A 24,756-nucleotide genomic window follows, 5' to 3' on the forward strand; every position below is an offset into this window, starting at 1 on the left:
ATTATGAAGACACGGATATACTTGTTGGCAGTCTTATTGGGAGTTTTGTTTTCGGGTCGTATGTATTCGCAGGAGACTTCATATGTCTTCCGCCACATAGGGGTTACCGACGGGCTGCCGGATAACTACGTCAAAGGTGTTTTTCCCTTGCCCGACGGGCGTATTGGTATTCGGAGTACGGTGTTGCTTAGCTTGTATGACGGTGCTAACTATTCCAACTTCCCTTTCAATCTCCGGGGAGAATATCCGATTTCCTATAATCATATCATTCCCGAACAGTATATGGATGCGGAGAAACGTTTATGGATGAAAGAACGCGGAGGGCTTCGTGTCTTTGATTTAACCACAGAGCAATATATCTATAATGTCGATTCTTTATTGTCCCGGTTCGGATTGAAAGAAAAGATTTCAGATGTTTTCATAGATTCGGAAAAGCATTGCTGGTTTCTGACGCCCGATTCTTCTGTCTATATGTATGATAGCAGGACGGGTACATTGGATTTGATTTGCAGGAACGATGAATTTACAGAATATTACGGCGGATTGCTGGGTGTGGAGAGTAAAGGAAATTATAGCTGGATGGTTCATCAGAAAGGAGTTATCCGTTGTTATGACCTGGAGAAGAAAAGATTTGTCAAGCAAGTCGATTTTTTGGAAGGACAACTGAAACCGGACGACCGGGCGATATTGAAAATACTTGCTAATGGCGATTTCTGGATAATGTGGGATAGAGGGATAGGCTATTACGATGTATATAATAAAAAGTGGAACCAAATCTCCGGCATTAAATTGGGGCATTATTCCTGGTTTACTTCTATGGATGTAGACAAGGGAGGAAATGCATGGGTCGGAACTGTGATGGATGGTTTCTATGTAATCGACATGCACAATTTCTCAGTGACCTCTACACTGAATATTCCTCTGTTATCGGGTAAGTCTCTTCAAAATGGTATTCAAAGTATTTATTGTGACCAGGAGAATAATTCGGTCTGGATAGGACTGTTCAATCAGGGCATTTGTTATTATCATCCCAGCATGAACAAGTTGCTGCTTTGTAATAAAAAGGTAGTTGACGGTTCCTGGAATGGGGAAGAAGTCAGATGTATGCTTGAAACTTCGAAAGAGGAAATACTTATGGGTACTACTCAGGGACTTTATCGTTATGAACCGGGAATTCAACGTATGGATATACTTTATAAAGAATTCAATCAGAAGAATTGTCGCTTGCTTTATGAAGACAGCAAAAAAAGAATCTGGGTAGGTACATATCACGATGGATTATATTGCATAGAGAACGGGAAAGTACATGCATACGCTTATCCTAACACGGATTATCAGAACGAACTGGACTTTACCAATATACGTACAATGGCGGAAGACCAGTCCGGGCGGTTATGGGTAAGTATATACGGAGGCGTCGGGTTATTCAATACGGAGAATGGAGAAATCAGTCTATTGTCGGAGCAATTCCCCGAACTGAAAAAGTATAAAGTAGCCAATGCATTGGCGGTGGATAATCAGTCGCGGTTGATTGTCGGGAGTGACAACGGGTTATATATTTATGATCCTGACAAGAAAACAATTTGGATACCCGAACAGGACGGACAAGCCAATTCTATCTTCAACCGGGGCAGTATAAAGTATAACCAGATATTTAAGGATTACGAAGGGACTTTGTGGTTTGCCACACAGTATGGGTTGAGCATATTAACCCGTGACGGACGTAGCTATACTTTAGGAAAAGAGGAAGGTTTATCTAGTGCCATATTGAATGTAGTGGAAGATAAGAACCACGATATATGGATTTCTACTGTTACTTCTATCTATAAAGTTAAGGTTGACAGAAAACCGGAAAGATATGTTTTTCATGTAATCAGTTATCTTTCCGAAGCGGAAATCCGGCAAGATGATTTATTCAGTTTCCCTTCATTGGCTACCCGGGACAACCAACTCTTTTTCGGACTGATGAACGGCTTTATCGCTTTCTCACCGGAGAATATGATAGATAATCAATGTCTCAACCGTCCTTTGTTCACCTCATTCCGCTTGTTTAATGTTCCGGTTGTTTCAGGCGAAATATATAACGGCCGTGTCTTATTTGACAAAGCATTGAGCTATTCGGACGAAGTACAATTAAAATATGATGAAAATTACATAACGCTCGAATTCTCAGGTCTGAACTTCCCCAATCCCTCCCAAACCTCTTTCCGTTACCAACTCGAAGGATTTGATAAGGAATGGACGGAAACTCTTTTCGAGAACGGGCAAGGACGCGTTGTTTATAACAATCTCCCTTCGGGCGAATACATCTTCCGTGTATCTGCTGCCGGAAACGACCGGATATGGGGGCCGGAGTCAGCATTCAAAATAATGATTCATCCTCCGTTTTGGGATACATTGGCTGCCCGCATCCTCTATGCATTTTTCGGTCTTCTCTTAATCTTCGGACTAATCTATACCATCAACCGTCGCAACCGGCAAAAGACGATCCGTATGCAAGAAGAAGAAGCGCTGAAGCAGAAAGAAGAACTGGATCAGATGAAATTCCGCTTCTTCACCAATATAAGCCATGAACTTCGTACTCCGTTGACATTGATTATCACTCCATTGGATATGATGATACGTCGATTGACAGACGATGCAATGAAGAAACAACTGAATACTATCTATAAGAATGCCCAAAACCTGTTGTCACTGGTGAATCAACTACTCGATTTCCGCAAACTGGAAATGAAAGGGGAGAGGCTACACCTGATGAACGGCGATATGGAAGAATTTATAGTTTCTGCCTACAACAACTTCATGCCGATGGCAGTGGAAAAGCATCTGAATTTCGCTAACCAGTCGGAACATAGGGCACTCTATATGTTCTTCGACCGTGATAAGGTGCATAAGATAGTAAACAATCTCCTGTCTAATGCTTTCAAATACACCCCGGAAGGCGGTACAGTAAACTTACTGCTCTCAACGGAAGAGATAGAAGGAAGGAATTACGTAAGAATATCCGTATCCGACACCGGAATCGGAATATCCGAATCAGACCTTCCGTATATATTTGACCGTTTTTATCAAGTAGGAAATGAAGGGGATGAAAAAATAGGCAGTGGTATCGGACTTCATTTGGTAAGGGAATACGTAAATATACACGGTGGGCATATTAAAGTAGACAGCCGGATAGATTGCGGATCGGTATTTACCATTTGGCTGCCTATGGATTTGAAACCGGAATCGGACGAATTGCCGGAAGAAGTTATCGGAACGGAAACACCACCGGATACAAAAGAGAAAGAAACTACTGCATCCACAGTCGATGATAATCTGAAGAAACTGCTGTTGGTAGAAGACAATCAAGAGTTCCGTACTTTCCTGAAAGAACAGTTGGAAGATTTTTATCAAATCATTGAAGCGGCAGACGGCGAGGAAGGAGAGCGGAAAGCGATAGAGGAAAACCCGAACTTGATTATCAGTGACATCATGATGCCAAAAGTAGACGGTATCGAACTTTGCCGCCGAATCAAGACGAACGTGCAGACATCCCATATACCTGTGATATTATTGACAGCCCGTACCGCCGATGACATCAAGATTAACAGCTATGAAGTAGGAGCGGACTCTTATATGTCGAAGCCCTTTAACTTTGATATGCTCATGGTGCGCATTGAAAAACTGATAGAACAACAGGAAAAGAGAAAGCAGGAATTCCGCAAGAACATAGAAGTAAATCCAAGTGCTATCACCATCACTTCAGTGGATGAGCAACTCATACAGAAGTGTTTGGAATACATAGAAAAGAACATGGACAATCCGGAATATGGCGTAGAAGAGTTGAGTGGTGATTTGGGCATGGTGCGTATGAGCCTTTACCGCAAGCTGCAATCCATCACCGGACACACGCCGACCGACTTTATCCGCAGTATCCGTTTGAAACGCGCGGCACAATTATTGCAGGGAAGCCAATTGCCGATTGTCGAAATAGCGAATCGGGTAGGATTCAGTTCTCCTAGCTACTTCTCGAAGTGTTTTAGAGAAATGTTTGGGATGCTACCCAAGCAATATGCAGAGGAATCGGGAAGAAAAGGATGACATTGTGCTTGCATTTATAGTTTAATTGTTACATTTGCGTTGTATTAGCAAGATAATTGTAAAATCTTGATTGTATTGGGGCTGAAAAAGTTTTATTTTATAATATATGTTGATATGAAAGTATTAGTTTTAATTTCATTGGTAGGAGGTTTGTTGTTATCCTCTTGCGGGGGTAGCAGTTCAAAAAATAATGCAAATAATGAGAACGTAAATCCGGCAGATACAATCTATTTGGGCGACTTACGCGAAAAGTTTGCAGGAGATAGTGTTTTCTTTAAAGTAGTAGCGCCGGATTTGATGTTGATGGATTATCAATACTTCTGGGCGGCGACGGAATCGGATGCAATAGGGAAAGGACTTACAAAAGAGTACTATAAACGCGTAAAGAAAGAAATCACCGATACGAACGAAGCTATCAAAAGAGGTGTGATGAAAGGTGCGAACGTAAAGCGCATACCGGATTTCCAGGCAGCTCAGGAAAGCAAATAATACATCCTTCCGGATGAAAGGCTGTCATCCATGAAAATTTAAGAACAGGGGAACCGTCAATTGTAACGGCATCCCCTTTTTTATTGCCCTGACGGTTGGAATTATCCCGATGAAATGGGAGATTTTTGCAAAATAACACGCTTGTTACGATAGTTTTGTTATCTGTTACTTATGTGGTATTTGCTTTTAAAACTTATCCCTACTTTTGTATCATCGTTAAACGGATAAATTTAATGCCATGGAAAAACAGCAGACTACATTTGACGACTTCTTCTCCGAATGCTACCTTAAATATAGGGAGTATATCAAAAATTATATCGCTATCCGCATTTGCCATCCGCACGAAGCGGAAGATCTGGCGCAGGATGTCTTTGTCCGCTTATGGGAGCATAGGGCATTCGTGAATAAAGACACTGTCTGGTCTTTGCTCTTCACCATCGCCCGCAATATCGTAACGGACAAGATACGTCGTTATTACAAGCAGGAAGATTTCATCGCCTATATATATAATAAGGTGGAAGATTCCGCCCGGAACACGACGGAAGATGCCGTCCACTATCGTGAACTGAAGAAACTACATGATAAGGTGGTAGAAACGCTTCCCGCCAAACGTCGCCGGATTTACGAGTTGAGTTTCAATAATGAACTCTCTTGTCCTGCCATTGCGGGAAAACTGTCTTTGTCTCCCCGTACGGTAGAATGCCAATTACTGCTGGCACGCAAAACAGTACGCACTTATTTGCAGAATGAATTCTCCAAAGTCGGTTAGATACCAGATTCGGAAAAACACATATTAACTTTAACAATTTAATAGTATTATGGAAATTAAATCCAAATTCTTATGTTCAAAAGGAGTCGCATTGGCTTTCGCCATGCTGCTGGGTGGTTCGCCCGGTGTATTGCTCTATGCAAATGATTCTGTAGAAGAGAGTTTGATGGTAGCCCAGGCAGGGCGTACTATCAAAGGACTTGTTACGGACGCGAATGGTGAACCGCTGATTGGTTGTAATGTGGTGGTCGTAGGAAGCAATGCAGGGGTAATTACCGATATTGACGGTCGGTTCACGCTGAATGTTCCTGCGGATGCAAAACAGATAAAGGTCAGCTATATTGGATACGTGGATCAGGTTGTCAATCTTAATGACCGTTCTGATTTCATAATCAGGCTGAAAGAAGATAATAATGCGTTGGAAGAAGTGGTAGTCGTAGGTTACGGCACACAGAAAAAGGCAACGCTGACGGGTGCGGTAGAATCGGTGAGCAGCAAGACGTTGCAGAGCCGTGCTATCACTAATGTGGGGGCTGCCTTGCAAGGAGCTACTCCGGGATTGGTCGTTACCCGTTCATCTACCCGTCCGGGTAATGAAGGACTGAACTTCCAGATTCGTGGTGCGACATCCATCAACGGAGGTAGTCCGCTGATTGTTATCGACGGAGTGCCTGCGTTGAATGCTGTCTCTTTCCAGAACTTGAATATGGATGATGTCGAGAACATCAGTGTCCTGAAAGACGGTGCGGCATCTATCTATGGAGCGAAGGCTGCCAACGGCGTTATCCTTGTAACGACGAAGAAGGGTAAGGGAAAAGCCACGGTAGATTATAACTTCAACATGCGTTTCACTACCAACGGTATAATGTCCTATTCCCCGTCCATGCAGGAATATGCCACTATGTGGATAGAAGCTAACAAAGAGATGGAAACTAAAGATTGGTGGAACTGGGGAGAAGAGACTTTGCGGAAAATGCAGACCGGATATGAGGGGATCTATCATACTGTCGATGCGGGATGGGGTGATCTTTTCATAGGTCAGGCCAACCGTCTGGAAGAACTGTTCGCCCGTCGCTATTCCTATCAGCATAACCTGAGCGTATCCGGCTCGACGGAGAAGTCCGACTACCGCATATCCTTGGCATATGCGGATAATCAAGCTAACCTCGCCGTAGCGTATGACGGACAGACACAGATCAACTTACGTCTGAACTACGGAGTAAAGCTGACCGACTGGTTTAAACTGGAAACTTCTGCCAGTATGATTAAGACAGATACAAGCACTCCTTCTACGGGGATTGATGCCCATATGTATGCTTATGACCCGCCATTCTTTCCCGCGAAGAATCCTTATGGGCAATGGTATTCCATTTTCGGAACCAGAGGGGAGCGTCAGCCGGTAGCTGCCATCTCGGATGGCGGACGTGACGACAGGACAAACCTGACTGCCCGTGTGGATTTGAAAGCCACGGTTGATATTTGGAAAGGTATCAGTTTCGAAGGTATGGCCTCTTTCCAAAATGAAGAATATCGTCGCGACCGTTATGTCATTCCGGTACAAGTGTACGACTGGTTCGGAAATCCTGTTCGTACCATTGTAGCCACCCAGCAGACTATGGATAATTCGGGTGGCGTGTTTCCTCTGAAAGATACGAATAATCCGGCATATTTGATGGAAGCCAACAATCAGCTTTATCAATACTACTCCGGCTTGTTGAAATATAACCGTACTTTTGCCGACGTGCATAATGTATCGGCTACTTTAGGTATCAATGCTGAGAAATGGACACTGAAGAAACTTTCCGCCGCCCGTGAAACGATGGAGGATTCGGGCGTGTACGACCTCGAACTGGCGAGTGGAAAGAAAAACAGTAGCGGTGGAAAGACACAGACCGGTACTTATTCTTATCTTATGAGATTGAATTACAATTATGCTGAAAAATATCTGGCGGAAATTTTGGGACGTCGGGATGGTGATTCCAGATTTGCTCCGGGATATAAGTTCCGTAACTTCTTCTCCGGTTCTTTGGGCTGGGTGTTCACTGCCGAAGATTTTATGGACTTCATCACTCCGGTTGTCAGTTTCGGTAAAGTTCGTTTAAGTTATGGTAACTCCGGTAATAATGGTGGGTTGGGCGACTTTGCGTATTTATCCTTGATTACTCAGGGGAATACGGCTTTCGGTACGAATGTGTCCCAACAAGTATCTTCCGGCTTTGCCAATGGCGGACTGATTAGCTACGATACGACATGGGAACGTGTGGAACAGAAAAATATAGGTATCGACGTGAACTTCCTGAATAACCGTCTGACTGCATCTTTCGACTATTTTATCAAGGATAATATCGGAATGCTTTCTAATGTCACCTATCCCGGAGTATTGGGCGGAACAGCTCCCAAGACCAACAGCGGACGTCTCAACGTAAAAGGATGGGAAGTTACCGTAGGCTGGCGTGACCAGATGAAAGATTTCTCTTACTATGCTAACTTCAACATCGGCAACAATAAGAGTTTGCTGAAAAATGTAGAGGGAGCCGATACTTATACGGCAGGAACGAACAATGTAAACGGGTATCCTTTGGGAGCTTTCTTCCTTTACCGCACTGATGGTTTCTTTAAAGACCAGGAAGAAGTAGACCGCTACTATGCACTGTATGGCGGCAAGGGTGATTTGCTGAATGTCGGAAAGAACAGTGACAGGCAACTGCGTCCGGGAGATGTGAAACGCATCGACCTGAATGGAGACTATAAGATTACTGCTGACGGAAGCGCCGACAGTGACTTGCAGTATGTAGGTGATGCTGCCCCGCACTTTGTATTCGGGTTGAATTTGGGGCTTTCATGGAAAGGGGTTGATGTCAGTGCCATGTTCCAGGGAGTAGGAAAACAGTATATTTTGCGTAAGGACTATATGGCTTATCCGTTCCGTATGCGCACTACCAACCAGAATCCGACCTATCTCGGCAAAACATGGACAAAAGAAAATCCGAATGCCGAATATCCCCGTCTGACCACCAACTCCACGTTGGCTCAATGGAACTATGAGAACAATGATTATATGCTTCAGAATAGCCGCTATATTCGTCTGAAAACGCTGATTGTCGGCTACACATTGCCACAGATATGGACACGTAAGGTAAAACTTGAAAAAGTACGCTTGTACTTCTCCGGCAATGACTTGTGGGAAGCGACCAGTATTCGCGACGGTTTCGACCCTGAAATGGGAGCTGCTTCCAATACCGGCGGATATCCGTTTGCCCGTACCTGGTCGTTCGGATTGAATGTTACCTTATAATATGAACAAATCGATAAAAAGAAAATAGTATGAAGAAGATAATTTATATATTGGCATGTAGCTGTTTACTGGGACTCAATGCCTGCCAGGACTCATTCCTGAATTTGGATCCGCTGGATTCAAAGACAGATGCGGTTTATTTTAAAACGCCGGAGCACTTCCGTGAATATGCCAATGGCCTATATTCCCAATTACTTGGATGGCGTTCGGGCATTCTCGACCATATGGATATTCAGTCCGACCTTATTACGAACCCGTCCAACCAGTGGAATATCGGTCATGGAACAATCAGCGTAGGATATGATGACAGCCGTTGGACAAGCCTTTACGGCAATATCCGTGCGGATAATATGCTCTTGGAGAAAGCGGCGGCATACGCAGGTGACCAGTCGGCACTTGCACAATATATCGGCGAAGCGTATTTCTTCCGTGCCTACAATTATTTCTATCTGTTGCAATACTTCGGTGGAGTACCTATTGTGACTAAATCTCTCGATACGGAGTCTCCCGAACTATATTATCCCCGTAACAGCCGTTATGAAGTAATAGACTTGATACTTTCCGATCTTCAGAGCGCCATAGATAAACTGCCGATCGAGCAGAATATCAGTTCTTCTGATAAAGGCCATATCAGCAAGCAGGCCGCAAAAGCTTTCAAGGCACGCGTGTTGCTTTACGAAGCCACATGGCGCAAGAATGTGGGTACAAAAGCGGATTTTGAAGGCTCGGCAGGGCCGGCATCCGACCAGGTGAACGCATTTCTTGAGGAATGTATCGCTTTGTCCGAAGAAGTGATGAAAGACCAGGCTTACTCATTGTGGAATTACAACAGTGATACGAGAATGAATAACATGAGCAGCCGTTATCTTTTCTGCATTGAAGATGCTGAGAGTAACCCCGGCGGTTATGGAAGAGATACGAATAAGGAATTTATCATTTATTCCGTATTCGACCGTGACGCAGCTCCCGGTAAGTTCCAGCTAAATCTGAATATGGCGTATGTTTATCCAAGCAGAAAGTTAATGGATATGTTCCTTTGTAAAAACGGGCTTCCGGTTTGTGAAGGTAATACGCAATTTGAAGGTTATCATACTCCGACATCCGAGTATAAGAATCGTGACTATCGTATGGAAGCCTATGTGGGAAAAAGTGCGGATAATATGACCTTAAATGGAACATCGGGTTATGGAAACATGAAATTCATTACCTACAAGCCTGCCCAGGAGCGTGAAGAATCAGCCAACTATTCGATACTTCGTCTGGCAGAGGTCTATCTGAACTATGCGGAAGCGGTGATGACACGCTATAATAAGATAGAGGACACCCAACTGGACGCTTCCATCAATAACCTGCGCAGACGTGCCAATGTAGCATCGCTTACGAATGCTTTGGTAGCTCAGATTATCACACTGACCAACTCTACGAAATCGCACGAAGAAGTGATGATGGATGAAATCCGTCGCGAGCGGGCGGTGGAACTTTATATGGAAGGTTTCCGTTACGACGATTTAAAACGTTGGGGCATACTGGAACGAGAACTGAACCAACCCCGTTGTGGTAGAGTATTGGGCGGAGTGGGCTATGCCACTACTTTCAAAGATGCCAACGGTAACAATCTTTCTACTTACAACTCCAGTGCCTATGTGAACGGTGAGTTGAAAGTGGAGACGGGACATGGTGAATTATCGTGCGTACTTCTCTCCAAGAAAGCGGACAGTTCACTTTCCTCACGGCATTACTTGTATCCTATTCCGCAACATCAGATTAACTTGAATCATAATCTGAAACAGAATCCGGGTTACTAAATAACTTACTAATCTATATATATGAACGATATGAAATACTCATCAATAAAAAATGCGTTCGGGCTGTTGGCTCTGATTTCTTTTCCGGTGCTGTTTGCCGGATGCGAGCAGGACGCTAAATTTAAAACATATGTATATCCTACGGCAGAAATATCGGAGATGTATCCGACGCTGGGATATGCGGCAGAGAAGGTCACGTTTGTAGGAACTAGCTTCGGCGACCGGAAAGAAGCTCTGAAAGTAGCTTTTGGAGGAGTGGCGGTAAGTAATATTTTGTCTTGCAATGACAACTGCGTAGTGGTGGAAGTCCCGGAAGGGGCGGTAGCGGGTGACGTGACTTTGCAGACATGGAACAATGAGCCTATTACCGTGGGAACATTCAAAGTGTATCCCACTCCTATCGTAGAGGAGGTTATTTCTCACAATACGGAATATGGCTCGAATATGGCTGTCGAAGGTGACCTGGTAACTATAAAGGGAGCTAACTTCGGTACTGACAAGAGTCTGGTTGAAGTGAAGTTTAATGGAACGGTAGCTCCGATAGAGTCTTTGGTAGACGAGCAGATTGTTGTCAAAACTCCTGCGTATACGTCAGGACTGGTCACTGTTACCATTCGTCCGGAAGCAAATGCCAATAACATAACACTCACCAGTACGGGATTAATGGATCCGCAGGCAACGGGAGACGTGACATCTATTTTCTTGCAGAACAGTGTAGCTCCATTCAGTCCAAGTGGTGCTGTGGGAACTTGGGCGATCGCTACCGGTTGGCATACATCCGGCGGTTTTGACGGCGCAACGACTTTACAGTTTACAGAGGAAAATCCCGGTGGCCTGTTCGTAATGGAATGTTGGGGCAATAATAAGAAAGAAAATGCGAAGATATACCAGGTTGCTACTCTGCCGAAGGGAGACTATGTCTTTGAGTTGGAGTTTGTTCAGATATTGAAAAACTCAGGACGTTTTGGCGTGCACTTTGTGATAGCAGAAGGTGAAGAGACTCTTCCTGATTTAGTAGCTAATGGAGATCAACTCACCGGCGAGAATGTAGATAAAGTGATAGCATCTTATGGCATTACGGGCACTATGGACCCGCATACAAAAGAAATAACCGTTCATCTGGATGAAACGAAACAACTGACTATGGGATTTGTAACTCAGTTGAATAATCAGGGAACAGTAAAACTCTCGGCCATCAGAATCAATAGAGAGAAGGCTAATGATAACCAAGATTAAAAAGAAGATGTATGAAAAAGATATATTATAGCTTATTCTTATTGTTGTCCTTGTTTATATGGGCATCATGTGATAAAGGTGGAGAAGAGATAGTAGACCTGAAGTATGAGGGACGCGCGGTCAGTGTGTCCAGCATATCTCCGGTAGCAGGATATGTCGGTGAAGAACTGACGATTAACGGAGAACAGTTCGGAGTTTCTCCGGAGCTGATGAAAGTTTTCATTGGTGAGAATCAGACGGAGATTGTTTCGTGCTCGGAAGAGCGGTTGGTAGTGAAAGTACCGGAAGGAGCGACAACCGGAAAAATCATATTAAACCTGTTGGGTAGCACGTATGTATCGGAACTTACTTACGAGGTACTCGGCAAGCCGTCTGTAACGGCAATCTCTCCCATACAGGGATTTCCTGATGACGAGATTACGATAACCGGTAATAACTTGGGTTCTACCCTTTCGGCAGTGAAATTAATATTTACCGGAACATCGGGAGCAGCTCAGGTTGTCTCTTGTGAGAATACGAAGATTGTGGTGAAAGTTCCGGCCAAAGCAACGACCGGGCCTGTCGACCTGACTATCTCGAAACAACATGTCAACACTCCTTTAAGTGGTGAATCCGGCAAGTTTACAGTGCTGCAACATGCTTCGTTTACCGGTGTATCTGCCGAAAGCGGCTATCGTGGCGCGAAGATTACATTACAGGGTGAAGGCTTTGTAGGTACTGACGAGAAACCTCTGAAAGTATATTTCGGAGATATTGAAGCCGAAGTAGTCAGTTATACAGATACGGAGATTGTGATAATTGTTCCGGAAGAAGCAACAACCGGCGATAATGGCGTAATGGTAGAAACAGCTTATGAATTGATAGAGGCAGTTTATGTATTCAACGTGCTTCCTTCTCCGAAAATAACCGCTGTTTCCAGTAGTGAGGAATATATCGGTGCGGAAATAACCATTACCGGAGAAAACTTCCCGGAAAAAGCGGAAAATGTGAAAGTGATGTTTGGTGATGGCGAAGCTACTATTGTTTCCTGTTCAAATACGGAATTGGCCGTAAGAGTGCCCGCTCCGGGAGAGGGGATATATGGTGAGGTTGATTTGACAGTATCAATGTCGGAGGTAACCTTCTATACTGGTAAGTTCACAGTGAAAGAGACTCCTTATATCATTTCTGTAACTTCCGACAATGTGATGAATGACAAATTGGTTCAAGTAGGTGATGAGATTACAGTTACCGGACGGGGACTCACATCTGATGCTGTAGTTACGATTGGCGGCATAGAAGTGGAACCGGTATTTATCAATAATACAGAATTTAAGGCAACTATACCGGATGGATTTACGGGTGGTGCGGTAGTCTTGAAATACGAAACGATTTCTATACCTATTACCAGTGAAGATGAGTTGACTCTTTTAACTACAGGTATGGAGGTTACAGAATTTGTATTACAGAATTACAAGCAGCCGTTTATACCGGTAGAAGGGACAACATGGAGGGGATTGTCTGCTCCTTTGGGGTGGTCTTGTAATGAGCTTTTTGCAAATAAGGGAATGGTTTTGAATAATGGAACTACATATTTGCAGTGTCAGTCAGGTTGGGATGAAAATAAGAAAAACAATGGAAAACTGTATCAGGTAAAGACACTTCCTAAAGGAAAATATAAGATTGTGTTGGATGTTGCGGAAGTTTTCTTTAATAATGGACGTTTTACAATTAATTTCTTAGTTACTAAGGGTAATAATACATTCCCTGATTATGCAAGAGAAGTGAATACTCCGGAAACTGGTAAAATTTGGGTGTATGATGATCCTGATCACATTGTGCTGGCAGAGACATTACTTTCAAAATATAGAATTAGTTTGGGCACTCCCGTTCAAGAAGTAGAAGTTGAGTTTGAATTGTCCGAAACAACGGAAGTAACGATGGGATTCCTTACTATGGTGGATGGTCAGGCAGGTGTGAAAATTTCCGCAATCAGCACCGTTTGGCTTGGAGAATGATTATCTTAAATTAAAAAGAAAGACATTATGAAAAAGTTATATTACTTAGTTTCGGCATTGGCATTCGTATCAATGACATCATGTGGCGACGGATTCAATTTCCCGGAAGTGGGAGCAGAAACCGATTTATATAAAATACCTCTTCCGGAAACCAGTATGATGGAGGTGGAATTGAAAGACGTATCAATAGCGATGGAGCACGTAGGTGGCCTGCATACGGAAGAAGACTTTGAACGTATCCGTGAAAAATTGAAAGCCGGGGAATCTCCTTGGGTGGAAGGATATGAGTTATTGAAGAATAGCAAATACGCTCAGTTAAGTTTTCAGACTTATCCTACCGAAATTATAGTCAGAGGTGGTGGCAGTGGAGAAAATTATATGAATGCGGCTCGCGGAGCCGCCGCTGCTTACCAACTGGCACTTCGTTGGAAAATAGAAGAGAACGGCCAATATGCGAAGAAAGCTGTGGAAATACTGAATAAGTGGGCACAAACTTGTGTTGGCTTGGGAGGAGACTCCAATGTCTCTTTAGGTGCCGGAATCTACGGGCATGAATTTGCCATAGCAGGCGAACTGTTAAGAGACTATGCAGGATGGGCTCCTAAAGATTTTGCCGCTTATCAACAATGGATGCTTTCCGTCTTTTATCCGGCTAATAAGGATTTTCTAGTTCGGCATCACGGAACGAATCCTTTACACTATTGGGCAAACTGGGGATTGTGTAACCTTGCTTCTACAATGGCAATCGGTATTTTGACAGACCGTCGTGATATTTATAATGAAGCTATTGAGCATTTCCAGATCGGAGAAACGAATGGTCGTATCACATTAGCTATCTATCATGTATATGACGGAGCTTATGCCAACTTTGCACAGTTGCAGGAGAGCGGTCGTGACCAGGGACATACATTGATGTGCGTCGGATTGCTTGGAACTATTTGTCAGCTTGCGTATAATCAGGGGGATGACTTCTTCGCATATAAGGATAACATGTTCTTGAAAGCATGTGAATATGCGGCATGTTTCAACTACACGAATGACGGAGTGCCTTATACATTGTATACATGGAATCAACAGAACCCTTGGGGTGGCATATCTCCGGTAGAACAGCCGGAACTGGGAACAACCGGACGAGGAAATTTAAGACCTATATGGGCACTTCCTTATTACCACTACGCTAAAGTGAAGAACGTATTGGACACAAAAGTGAAATATTCGCTTATAGGTCTTGAAAGGGCATTTCCCGAAGGTGGCGGCGGCAATTATGGTGAAACTAGCGGTGGCTTCGATGCTCTTGGCTTTGGAACTTTAATGTATGCGAGATAAAAATAAATAATATTCTTTTACCGGTATCTTCGTTTCATGTTTTTTCTGTTTCTTGAGAACTTGAAGCGAAGGATACCGGATATTTTAATGGTCTTAGTTTTTTTGAAGATGAAATATTTGAAATTTGCAATAATATGTCTGCTCGCTATAGTTACAGGAACTTTACGAGCGGAAATCATCACCTATCCCGTACCGATGGGCATTTACTATGCCCGTCACAACGATGATTACACAGTAAAAGTACGGCAGGCAGGTGAAAAAGATTGGGTTGACCTTTTCGAATATAACGTAAAGGTGGATATGGATACCAAGTCCGATGCGACCATGGTACAGTTTGATTTCTCCGGTAAAGTGGAAGTGCTGGTGCAAAAGAATAACGGAGACATCCGTTCTGCCGTAGTGCGTCCCCTTTCCAAAGGCATTCAACCGGAGATAGACGGGAACTTTCTTTTGTTTACACTGGATAAACCGCAAAAACTCTCTGTCGAATTCAACGGCGACCGTTTGAATAATCTGCACGTATTTGCCAATCCGATTATTAAGAATGTGCCCGACAAGAATGACCCGAATGTGATGTACTTCGAGTCCGGCATCCATGAACCTACCGATGTGGCAGGAAAGTGCTTCCGTATTCCTTCCAATACGACAGTTTATCTGGAAGGTGGAGCAGTATTGAAAGGCTGCCTTAATTGTGACAGTGTGGAGAATGTGAAAATCTTGGGGCATGGCATGTTGCTCGAACCGCAGCAGGGAATATCCGTAGCCTATTCCAAGAATGTGCTGATTGACGGGATTACCGTTGTCAACTCGCGCCACTACACCGTTTCCGGCGGGCAATCTACCGGCATCACCATCCGAAACCTGAAATCATTCAGCTATCAGGGATGGAGTGACGGACTGGATTTTATGTCTTGCTCGGATGTGACGATTGATGATGTCTTTCTGCGCAATTCGGATGATTGCATAGCTCTCTATACCCACCGTTGGAATTATTACGGGGATTGCCGTAATATCCGTGTACTGAATTCCACCCTTTGGGCGGACATCGCACATCCTATCAACATAGGTACGCATGGCAATACGAAAACCGGGGATGAAGTTCTGGAAGACATATTGTTCAAGAACATTGATATACTGGAACATGATGAGGACGACCGTGATTATCAGGGATGTATGGCTATCAACGTAGGTGACCATAACCTTGCGCGAAATATTACTTTTGAAGACATTCGTGTGGAAAATATTCAGGAAGGACAGTTGTTCCATCTCCGTGTGATGTATAATCAGAAGTATAACACAGGGCCGGGCCGGGGTATAAAGAATATCGTGTTCCGCAACATCTCTTGTACAGCCAAGTATGTCAATCCTTCGCTGATAGAAGGGTATGATAAGAACCGCAGAATCGGGAATATCCTGTTCGAGAATATAGTCTTGAACGGTAAACGGGTGACTTCACTGGAAGATTTGAACGTCAATATGAAAGGGTTTGTAGATAAAGTGAGTATCAAGTAATATTTTGTTTCTCATGCTTATGAACTAATTTCGAGTTTGTGCAGATTTATTTTTAGTGTTTAATAGATTTATGGCTAATGATACATGATTTTATTCGTCTGACAACCGTTTCTTTTTCGTCTGACAGTTGTCAGACGAAAGAATAACAATTGTCAGACGAAAGTTCGACAACTGTCAGACGAATAAAGTTATGTGTTACGGGTATTAAATCATTGCATGTTAGCAATTAAGTTTTAGAAAAACTACGATTAGTTTATTACTGTACAAGATAGATTATATGATTACAAACGTATTGTTGAAACAATGAAGAAATACATTTGCCTTTTATTACTTATACTGATAAACAACCTGCCGGGTGTAGCCGATACTACTTTCCGACTGAAAAAACTGCAAGTGGAATATGCGACAACCCCGCTAGGGATTGATGTGGAGAAACCCCGTTTCAGTTGGCAGATGGAAGCGCTTACAGATGAAAGGGGATTGACACAAACAGCCCGCCAGATAATAGTGACTGATGAAGCTGGTACACAAGTATGGGATTCCCGAAAGATTGCCGACGATAAATCATTGAATATCGAATATGCCGGACTTCCCTTGAAAGCAACTACACGCTATTTATGGACAGTTCGCGTATGGAACAACAAAAATGAGGAAACTTCCGCTTCTTCCTGGTTCGAAACCGGACTGATGAGTACCGACCGTACTTATCAGGGATGGAGCGACGCCAAATGGATTGGAGGGGGAGAGGATGACAGGATGTTATACTCCCATTATCTTCCCGTTTTCAAGTTGAACTTTTCATTGCAGTTGGACAAGATTTCAAGAAGTACCCGTGCCGGATTCATCTATGGAGCCAATGACGAGCGTCTGATGGGGCAAAATAGGAATCTTTATCACTTGGAGAATAATAAAGACGAATCGTATATAAAGATAGAGTTGGATATTGCTCCTTTGCTTTCCGGTAAGGAAGCCGTACTGAATGTATATAGGACTGGATATCACCCGAATGATAAAAAAGAGGTTCCTTATAAAAGTTTCGCTGTTCCTCTGACAATCATCAATGAGGACAACAAATACGAACGTCATCATATAAGCCTTACTTCAGAATTAGGTTTTACACGTTTTTATATAGATAATATCGACAAGGAAATAGGCTCGGTCAACTTGAATCCGTTAGGGCAGGGTGGTGATTTTATCGCTTTTCCGGTGGTCGGAGATATAGGTTATTCTGTCTCTGCCGGTCAATCCGCTTCCTTTTCAAAGGTAGAAATTGCGAATTTCAGAAGTCCCTCGAATGTGATAGCGGCAGTGCAGGTTGAAGATTACCGGATAGAAGGTGGTGCTTCCGGTACTCTTAAAACATTTACGCCAAAAGGTCATTCGGCTCCTATGCTCAGGACGGTCTTTGCCGCTTCAGATGCGAAAATAACTAAGGCGCGTTTATATGTAACATCACGTGGCATCTATGAAATTTATCTGAATGGCAGACGGATAGGGGATGATTACTTTAATCCCGGACTTACCCAATATAATAAGACTCATTTGTATCAGACGTTTGATGTCACAGAGCATATTCATTCTGGAAAGAACGCTCTCGGCGCTATATTGTCCGAAGGTTGGTGGAGTGGTGGAGCGACTTTTACAGGGGATAACTGGAATTTCTTCGGTGACTGCCAGTCTATCCTGGCAAAATTAGTTATCACTTATGCGGACGGACAAGAAAAAGTGATTGTTTCCGACCCATCCACCTGGCAATGTTTCAACAGAGGGCCTGTGCTTTATGGCAGCTTCTTTCAAGGGGAAGTATACGATGCTTCGAGAGAGGTGGAAATAGAGGGATGGAGTACCCCCGCCTATAATGCATCCGGTTGGCATCCGGCCTGTGAAGTTACTTTGGACGGTCATATTAGTACGGAAGGAAATCCGAATAAACCGAAAGTGGATGATTACTCTGATTTTGAACTTGTCGGGCAGTTTGGTCAGACGGTGAAGGCTATAAAAGAATTGACTGCTCTGTCTGTGGAAGAAGTCCGTCCGGGTGTATTTGTTTATGATATGGGACAGAATATGGCAGGTGTGCCAAAAATCAACCTGTCCGGAATGAAGCCCGGAACGAAGATAAATTTGCGTTTTGCGGAAGTGAAATATCCCAATCTTCCGGAGTATGAAAGTAATATCGGCATGATAATGCTTGAGAATATCCGTGCAGCTATGGCACAGGATATTTATATAACGAAAGGTGGTGAAGAAACAATCCTTCCCCGGTTTACCTATCACGGTTATCGCTTTGTAGAAATTACCGGTATTGAAAAGGCATTGCCTGTGGATGCGGTGAAAGGTATAGTACTTAGTTCCATTCATGAGCTTTCTTCTCATTATGAGACATCCAATGCGAAAGTAAACAAACTTTGGGAGAATATTACATGGTCTTCGTATGCCAATTTCATGTCTGTCCCTACGGATTGTCCGCAGAGGAATGAACGTTTGGGTTGGACAGGGGATATTTCCGTCTTTTCCCGAACTGCTACCTATTTGGCAGATGTCCCGCAATTTCTGAGAAGATATCTTCGATCTATGCGAGATGTGCAGCGCAAGGACGGACGTTTTCCTGATATCGCCCCTTTGGGTGGTGGATTTGGCGGAGTTCTGTGGGGAAGCGCCGGAATCACGGTACCTTGGGAATGTTACCAACAATATGGAGACAAAACACTGTTGAATGAGCATTACGACTCAATGAAACGGTATATTTCCTACATCCTTAATGAAACAATCGACCCGAAGACGAATTTGCTTGTCCAATACAGGGCATGGGGAGATTTAGGTGACTGGTTGGGGCTTGAGGACTCAAAGAATGATAAGTCACTCTTATGGGAAGCTTACTTCCTCTATGATTTGGAACTGATGAATAAGATTGCAACTGTCTTGGGCAAAACCGCTGACGCTGAATGGTTTCAGAAACTTCATGCTGTTAGAAAAGCTTTCTTCAACAAAACCTATATACAACCTGGTACTTGCAAAACTGTCTTTTCCGCTTTTATTCCTGAAAAGCAAGGGACATTGGTGGATACACAAACATCCTATGTACTTCCATTGGTCTTTGGTATTGTTGAGGAAGATAACAAGCCGCAGTTCATTCATAATTTGATCGAAACAATTTCTTCTTATTCACTCATGACTGGTTTCATCGGAACTGCTTGGATTAGCAAAGCATTGTCGGACAATGGCTACAGTGATATGGCATACAGGCTGTTACAGCAAACCAGTTATCCTTCCTGGCTGTATTCGGTAGAGCAGGGAGCTACCACGATATGGGAAAGATTGAACTCCTATACCCACGAAGATGGATTCGGAGGAAATAACCGCATGAACTCATTCAACCATTATTCTTTTGGGGCGGTCGGTGCATGGATGTACAATCGTTCTCTAGGAATAGAGCGGGATGAAAACTCCCCCGGATTCAAGCATTTTGTGTTGAGGCCGGAAGTAGATACGACTGGTGGCATGACTTACGCAAAGGGATATTATAATTCGATGTATGGGCGTATTGAAAGCAGTTGGAAAAAGGAAAACGATGTAGTTGCCTACCAATTCACAGTTCCTGCCAATACGACTGCCCGGTTATATCTGCCGGCTGTTTCAGTAAAGAAGATAACCGAAGGGAATAAATCTTTAAAGAAGAGCAAAGGAGTGGAGTATGTCGACATGAAGGATGGAAAGGTGATATTGGAACTTTCGTCAGGTAGTTATTCTTTTGAGATTGGCATGCAGGATAAATTACTTTTTACCCCTGATGCAGATGAGTTATGGAACGGTGATATTGCAGAACAAGTAGTGGGGCAGGAATTACTGGGAGCCACTGTAACTTTTGGAGAGAAAAGAATGTTTTGGGTACGGGATGCACGTAATTCGTAAGCGGAGGTTGATTTTGTTTATAGGTTTAACTCTCATTTATTGCCGATAGAAGTTAAGACCGGGGATAATTCAAAATTACGCTCTTTGCATCAGTTTATGAATGACTCGAAAGAGACTGTGGCTTTGCGTCTGTGGAATGGGATTTTATGCTCGGATGTAATCAAACTACCTGATGGCAAAAAATATACGTTGTATAATATACCCTTTTATTACGCAGGACAATTGGAAACATTCTTGAAAAATAGGGTTTCGTTGCAATAGAATGAAGAGTTAACTTAACGTAAAGGTGTAACTGAACCTATATAAATACGTTCTATTTTCAAGGAATTGTCGTTCATTTCTAATAGCCCTGTTACTGCCTGTCGGCTATTTCTGCTGTATAGTGAATTATTGAGTCTCTTGATTACGAATCGGATACATTATTCAATAGGTGTATAGAGGTTTCTGTTCGTATTTAAATATAGAAACATACATAAAATGGTCTATTAATATTGCTAATTGAATAAGATTTGAACATGATGAAAAAGTGTATTTTGCTATTCTTGTTTACATTGATGAACTGGTCGTTTTACGCACAAGAGTATCCGAAAGTTATTATTCCGGGAGATTATCCTGACCCAAGTATTATACGCGACGGGGAGGATTATTATATGACTCATTCACCGTTCTATTATGCTCCCGGCTTTTTGATATGGCATTCCCGTGATTTGGTAAACTGGGAACCAATGTGCCGCGCCCTGACAGATTGGAAAGGTTCGGCTATGGCTCCTGATCTGGTAAAGTACAAGGGTAAGTTCTATATATATTATCCTGCTGCCGGAACTAATTGGGTGATTTGGGCAAATGATATTCAGGGGCCGTGGAGCAAGCCTGTTGATTTAAAGATTGGGGGGATTGATCCGGGACATATTGCTGACGAAAACGGTAATCGTTATCTGTATGTCAATGAAGGTGAAGTGATTCGTCTGACCGATGACGGATTGGCTACTATCGGAGAAAAAAAGCGGTTTATACCGGTTGGGAATATCCCCAAAAATGGAATACAGAATGTATGTGCCTGGAATCTCCGAAGTTAAATTACAGAGATGGTTATTATTATATGACTTCCGCCCAAGGCGGGACTGCCGGACCTGCTACAAGCCACATGGTTGTTGCTGCCCGTTCTAAAAGTCCGCTCGGACCGTGGGAGAATTCTCCATACAATCCTATTGTACATACTTATAGTTCACGTGATAACTGGTGGTCGAAAGGGCATGGTACACTAATAGATGACATAAATGGAAATTGGTGGATTGTGTATCATGCTTATGCGAAAGGTTATCATACCCTAGGACGTCAGACTTTAATAGAACCTATTGAATGGACAACGGATGGCTGGTACCGTACCAAAACTACTGCTACTCCGATTAGGTCGGATAAACAAATCAAGCATGGAATAGAGTTGTCTGATGACTTTAGCGAAGCAAGTTTAGGACTCCAATGGACTTTCTGGAAAGAATATGCCCCGAAATCTTTGACTTTAGATAATGGCACCCTTTGGATAAAGGCTAAGGGAAGTACTCCTGCTAACGGACGCCTGCTTCTGACAACTGCCGAAGATAAGAATTATGAAACCCAAGTAGAGATAAATACCGGCAACGGGAATACAGCCGGACTTATCTTATTTTATAATGAAAAGGCATATGCGGGTGTTGTTTCTGACGGAAAGAAGTTTATTGTATATCAGAATACAAACAAGCAACTGGAATTACCTAATGAGTTGGGTAAACGTTTTATTGCTAAAATCCATAATCAGGGTAACAATCTGCGTATAATGGTGAGCAAAGATAGTAAGGAGTGGATTACCCTTGCGGAAAAAGTTGATGTGTCACAAATGCACCACAATAATTATCATGGCTTCTATGCCTTGCGTATAGGATTGTTGTCTGCCGGAAAGGGAGCTGCCGGATTTAAACAGTTCCGATATAAGAATGCCATTCCACGGGAAAAAGACATGAGTGCTTATCTCATGGTATTCCACAAGGACGAGACGCATGGGCTTTATATGGCTATCAGTCGTGACGGTTATACATTTACGGCATTGAATGATGCAGAGCCGGTTATTGCCGGAGATACGATTGCTTGTCAGAGAGGTATTCGTGATCCGCATATTTATCGTGGACCGGATGGCGCTTTTTATTTGGCAATGACAGACTTGCACGTATTTGCAAAACGTGACGGTTATCGGGAGACTGAATGGGAACGTGATGGGAAAATGTATGGTTGGGGAAATAACCGTGGACTCGTGTTGATGAAATCATGGGATTTGGTTAACTGGAAACGTGCGAATATCCGTTTTAATAAGTTAACGGCAGGATTGAGTGAAATAGGTTGTGCATGGGCTCCGGAAGTAACATATAATGAAAAGCAAGGAAAACTGATGATTTATTACACGATGCGTTTTAGAAATGAAGCGAACAAACTGTATTATGTATATGTAAATGATGACTTTGATACCATTGAAAGTTTGCCGCAGATTTTGTTTGAATATCCTAATGAGGATGTTTCTGCTATTGATGGAGACATTACGAAAGTGGGGGATAAATATCACTTGTTCTATGTCGCCCACGATGGGACGGCAGGAATCAAGCAAGCAGTTTCGAATCGTGTGAATAGGGATTATGAGTATGACCCGCGCTGGTATGATTTTGAGCCTAAAGCTTGTGAGGCTCCTACTGTATGGAAGCGCATCGGTGAAGATAAATGGGTATTGATGTATGATGTATATAGTGTGACCCCTCACAATTTCGGTTTTATTGAAACATCGGACTTTGTGAACTTTAAAAACTTGGGACGTTTCAATGAAGGAGTAATGAAAACTACTAATTATAGTGCTCCCAAACATGGTGCAGTCATCCATCTGACTGCTGAAGAAGCTGATAAACTCGAGAAATATTGGCAGAAGAATAAAAGGAAATTTGTACCTATGACATCTGTCGAAGTTGCACAAAACAACAGGAACGGCGAATGATGGAGCATTCCGTTAGTAGGAAAGCAGTCTTTCACCTTTCTGAAAAGACTGCTTTCTGTTTTTATAGCCGAGGATTTCCTTAATGCATAACGAATACTCGGACTTTTTTATTTATAGTTTTATCTGTCGTCCTTTCTCATCATCCACCACAGCCATCATCCCTTCCACTTGTGCCAGAGCCAACATACGCCCGTGGAAAGAATATCCCGGATTATATCCTTTATCTTCGTCTCCAAGCATCATCCGTCCATGGTCTACACGCATGGGCAGTCCCGGATTTTCCTTTTCAAAGATACGGATAAGGTCAATCAAATGTCCCCGTCCTGTGAGATGGGAACTTTCAATGAAGTTTCCGCCCGGCATGGCAGCCGTGCTACGCAGATGTACAAAGTGTGTGCGTCTGGCAAATTTCTTTGCCAGTTCACGGGTATCGTTATGTTCACCTGCACTCAAAGAACCTGCACAGAAAGTCAGTCCGTTATGTGGATTATCTACGGCATTCAGGAACCATTCAATATCACTTTCATTGGTGACAATGCGTGGTAATCCCAGGACTTGGAATGGCGGGTCGTCAGGATGTACGCACATATTAACTCCATATTCTTCGCATACGGGCATGATTGCAGATAAGAAATAACGCATATTTTCACGCAAAGCATCCCGGTCTATATCTTTGTACAGAGCAAGTAACCGCTTGAAGATGGCAACCGGATTTTTATCCCCTTCTTTGATATTACCGTTGACAAAACCTTGAGTCTTGACAATGATGGTATCAATCAGTGCGTCTTTCTCTGCATCTGTGATTACCTTATCCAACTCGGCAACTTTCTGAAGTTCTTCTTCGGTATAATCTTTTTCTGCTCCTTCACGTTCCAGGATTCGGATATCGAAATAAGCAAAACGGATACGGTCGTAATAAAGTGAACTGGTTCCGTCCGGCCAGGGGTGTTGCAAGTCTGTACGTATCCAGTCGATAACGGGCATGAAGTTGTAACACACTGTCCTTATGCCGCATTTACCCAAATTGGCAAGGCTTACTTTGTAGTTTTCAATCAACTGTTCACGTTCCGCTCCTGCGTATTTGATTGCTTCGCATACAGGAAGACTTTCCACTACCGACCAACGCAAGCCGTATGATTCGATGTATGATTTCAAATCATTAATAGCTTCCATTGTCCATATTTCACCGTTCGGTACATCATGCAGGGCAGTGACAATCCCTTCTACCCCTATCTGTCGGAGCATCGGCAGGGTTATCTTGTCCTTTTTGCCGAACCATCTCCATGTCTTTTCCATCATAGTCTTTTTCTTCTCTTTATTAC

General features: G+C 43.1%; 11 protein-coding genes and 1 pseudogene. 11 read left to right on the plus strand and 1 reads right to left on the minus strand.

The genetic code is table 11. From position 1 onward, the window contains the following. The first annotated feature begins 3 nt into the window (after positions 1 to 3). The 11 genes and pseudogenes from BQ7997_RS23265 to BQ7997_RS23315 all read left to right on the plus strand — a co-directional run bounded on the left by BQ7997_RS23265 (position 4) and on the right by BQ7997_RS23315 (position 23,434). Positions 4 to 4,083 (plus strand): hybrid sensor histidine kinase/response regulator transcription factor, encoded by a 4,080-nt coding sequence (locus BQ7997_RS23265; protein ID WP_073348530.1) that lies wholly within the window; start codon positions 4 to 6, stop codon positions 4,081 to 4,083. Positions 4,084 to 4,197: 114 nt separating this feature from the next. Continuing rightward, positions 4,198 to 4,572: a hypothetical protein gene (locus tag BQ7997_RS23270; RefSeq protein WP_022136972.1), complete on the plus strand. Its 375-nt coding sequence runs from the start codon at positions 4,198 to 4,200 to the stop codon at positions 4,570 to 4,572. Positions 4,573 to 4,810: 238 nt separating this feature from the next. Beyond that, on the plus strand, positions 4,811 to 5,341 hold the full coding sequence (locus BQ7997_RS23275) for a sigma-70 family RNA polymerase sigma factor (RefSeq protein ID WP_044655309.1): 531 nt from the start codon (positions 4,811 to 4,813) through the stop codon (positions 5,339 to 5,341). 49 nt (positions 5,342 to 5,390) lie between these two features. Then, positions 5,391 to 8,636 (plus strand): SusC/RagA family TonB-linked outer membrane protein, encoded by a 3,246-nt coding sequence (locus BQ7997_RS23280; protein ID WP_073348231.1) that lies wholly within the window; start codon positions 5,391 to 5,393, stop codon positions 8,634 to 8,636. 29 nt (positions 8,637 to 8,665) lie between these two features. After that, complete coding sequence (locus BQ7997_RS23285) at positions 8,666 to 10,441, plus strand: RagB/SusD family nutrient uptake outer membrane protein (RefSeq protein ID WP_073348232.1); 1,776 nt, start codon at positions 8,666 to 8,668, stop codon at positions 10,439 to 10,441. Between the two features lie 30 nt (positions 10,442 to 10,471). Beyond that, positions 10,472 to 11,677 (plus strand): IPT/TIG domain-containing protein, encoded by a 1,206-nt coding sequence (locus BQ7997_RS23290; protein ID WP_235817348.1) that lies wholly within the window; start codon positions 10,472 to 10,474, stop codon positions 11,675 to 11,677. 11 nt (positions 11,678 to 11,688) lie between these two features. Then, complete coding sequence (locus BQ7997_RS23295) at positions 11,689 to 13,674, plus strand: IPT/TIG domain-containing protein (protein WP_073348234.1); 1,986 nt, start codon at positions 11,689 to 11,691, stop codon at positions 13,672 to 13,674. A gap of 27 nt (positions 13,675 to 13,701) precedes the next feature. After that, complete coding sequence (locus tag BQ7997_RS23300; protein ID WP_073348235.1) at positions 13,702 to 15,000, plus strand: alginate lyase family protein; 1,299 nt, start codon at positions 13,702 to 13,704, stop codon at positions 14,998 to 15,000. Positions 15,001 to 15,108: 108 nt separating this feature from the next. After that, entirely contained in the window at positions 15,109 to 16,512 is a 1,404-nt protein-coding gene (locus BQ7997_RS23305) for a glycosyl hydrolase family 28 protein (protein WP_073348531.1), read from the plus strand. 303 nt (positions 16,513 to 16,815) lie between these two features. Then, positions 16,816 to 20,424 carry an alpha-L-rhamnosidase gene (locus BQ7997_RS23310; RefSeq protein WP_083589341.1) on the plus strand — a complete coding sequence of 1,203 codons (3,609 nt, stop codon included), beginning with the start codon at positions 16,816 to 16,818 and terminating at the stop codon, positions 20,422 to 20,424. 518 nt (positions 20,425 to 20,942) lie between these two features. Further along, positions 20,943 to 23,434: pseudogene (locus BQ7997_RS23315) on the plus strand (family 43 glycosylhydrolase). 111 nt (positions 23,435 to 23,545) lie between these two features. Here BQ7997_RS23315 and uxuA read toward each other — a convergent pair. Then, on the minus strand, positions 23,546 to 24,733 hold the full coding sequence (uxuA, locus tag BQ7997_RS23320) for a mannonate dehydratase (protein ID WP_097677853.1): 1,188 nt from the start codon (positions 24,731 to 24,733) through the stop codon (positions 23,546 to 23,548). Positions 24,734 to 24,756: the final 23 nt, after the last annotated feature.

This window comes from Bacteroides congonensis (assembly GCF_900130125.1).
GTDB classification, from domain to species: domain Bacteria; phylum Bacteroidota; class Bacteroidia; order Bacteroidales; family Bacteroidaceae; genus Bacteroides; species Bacteroides congonensis.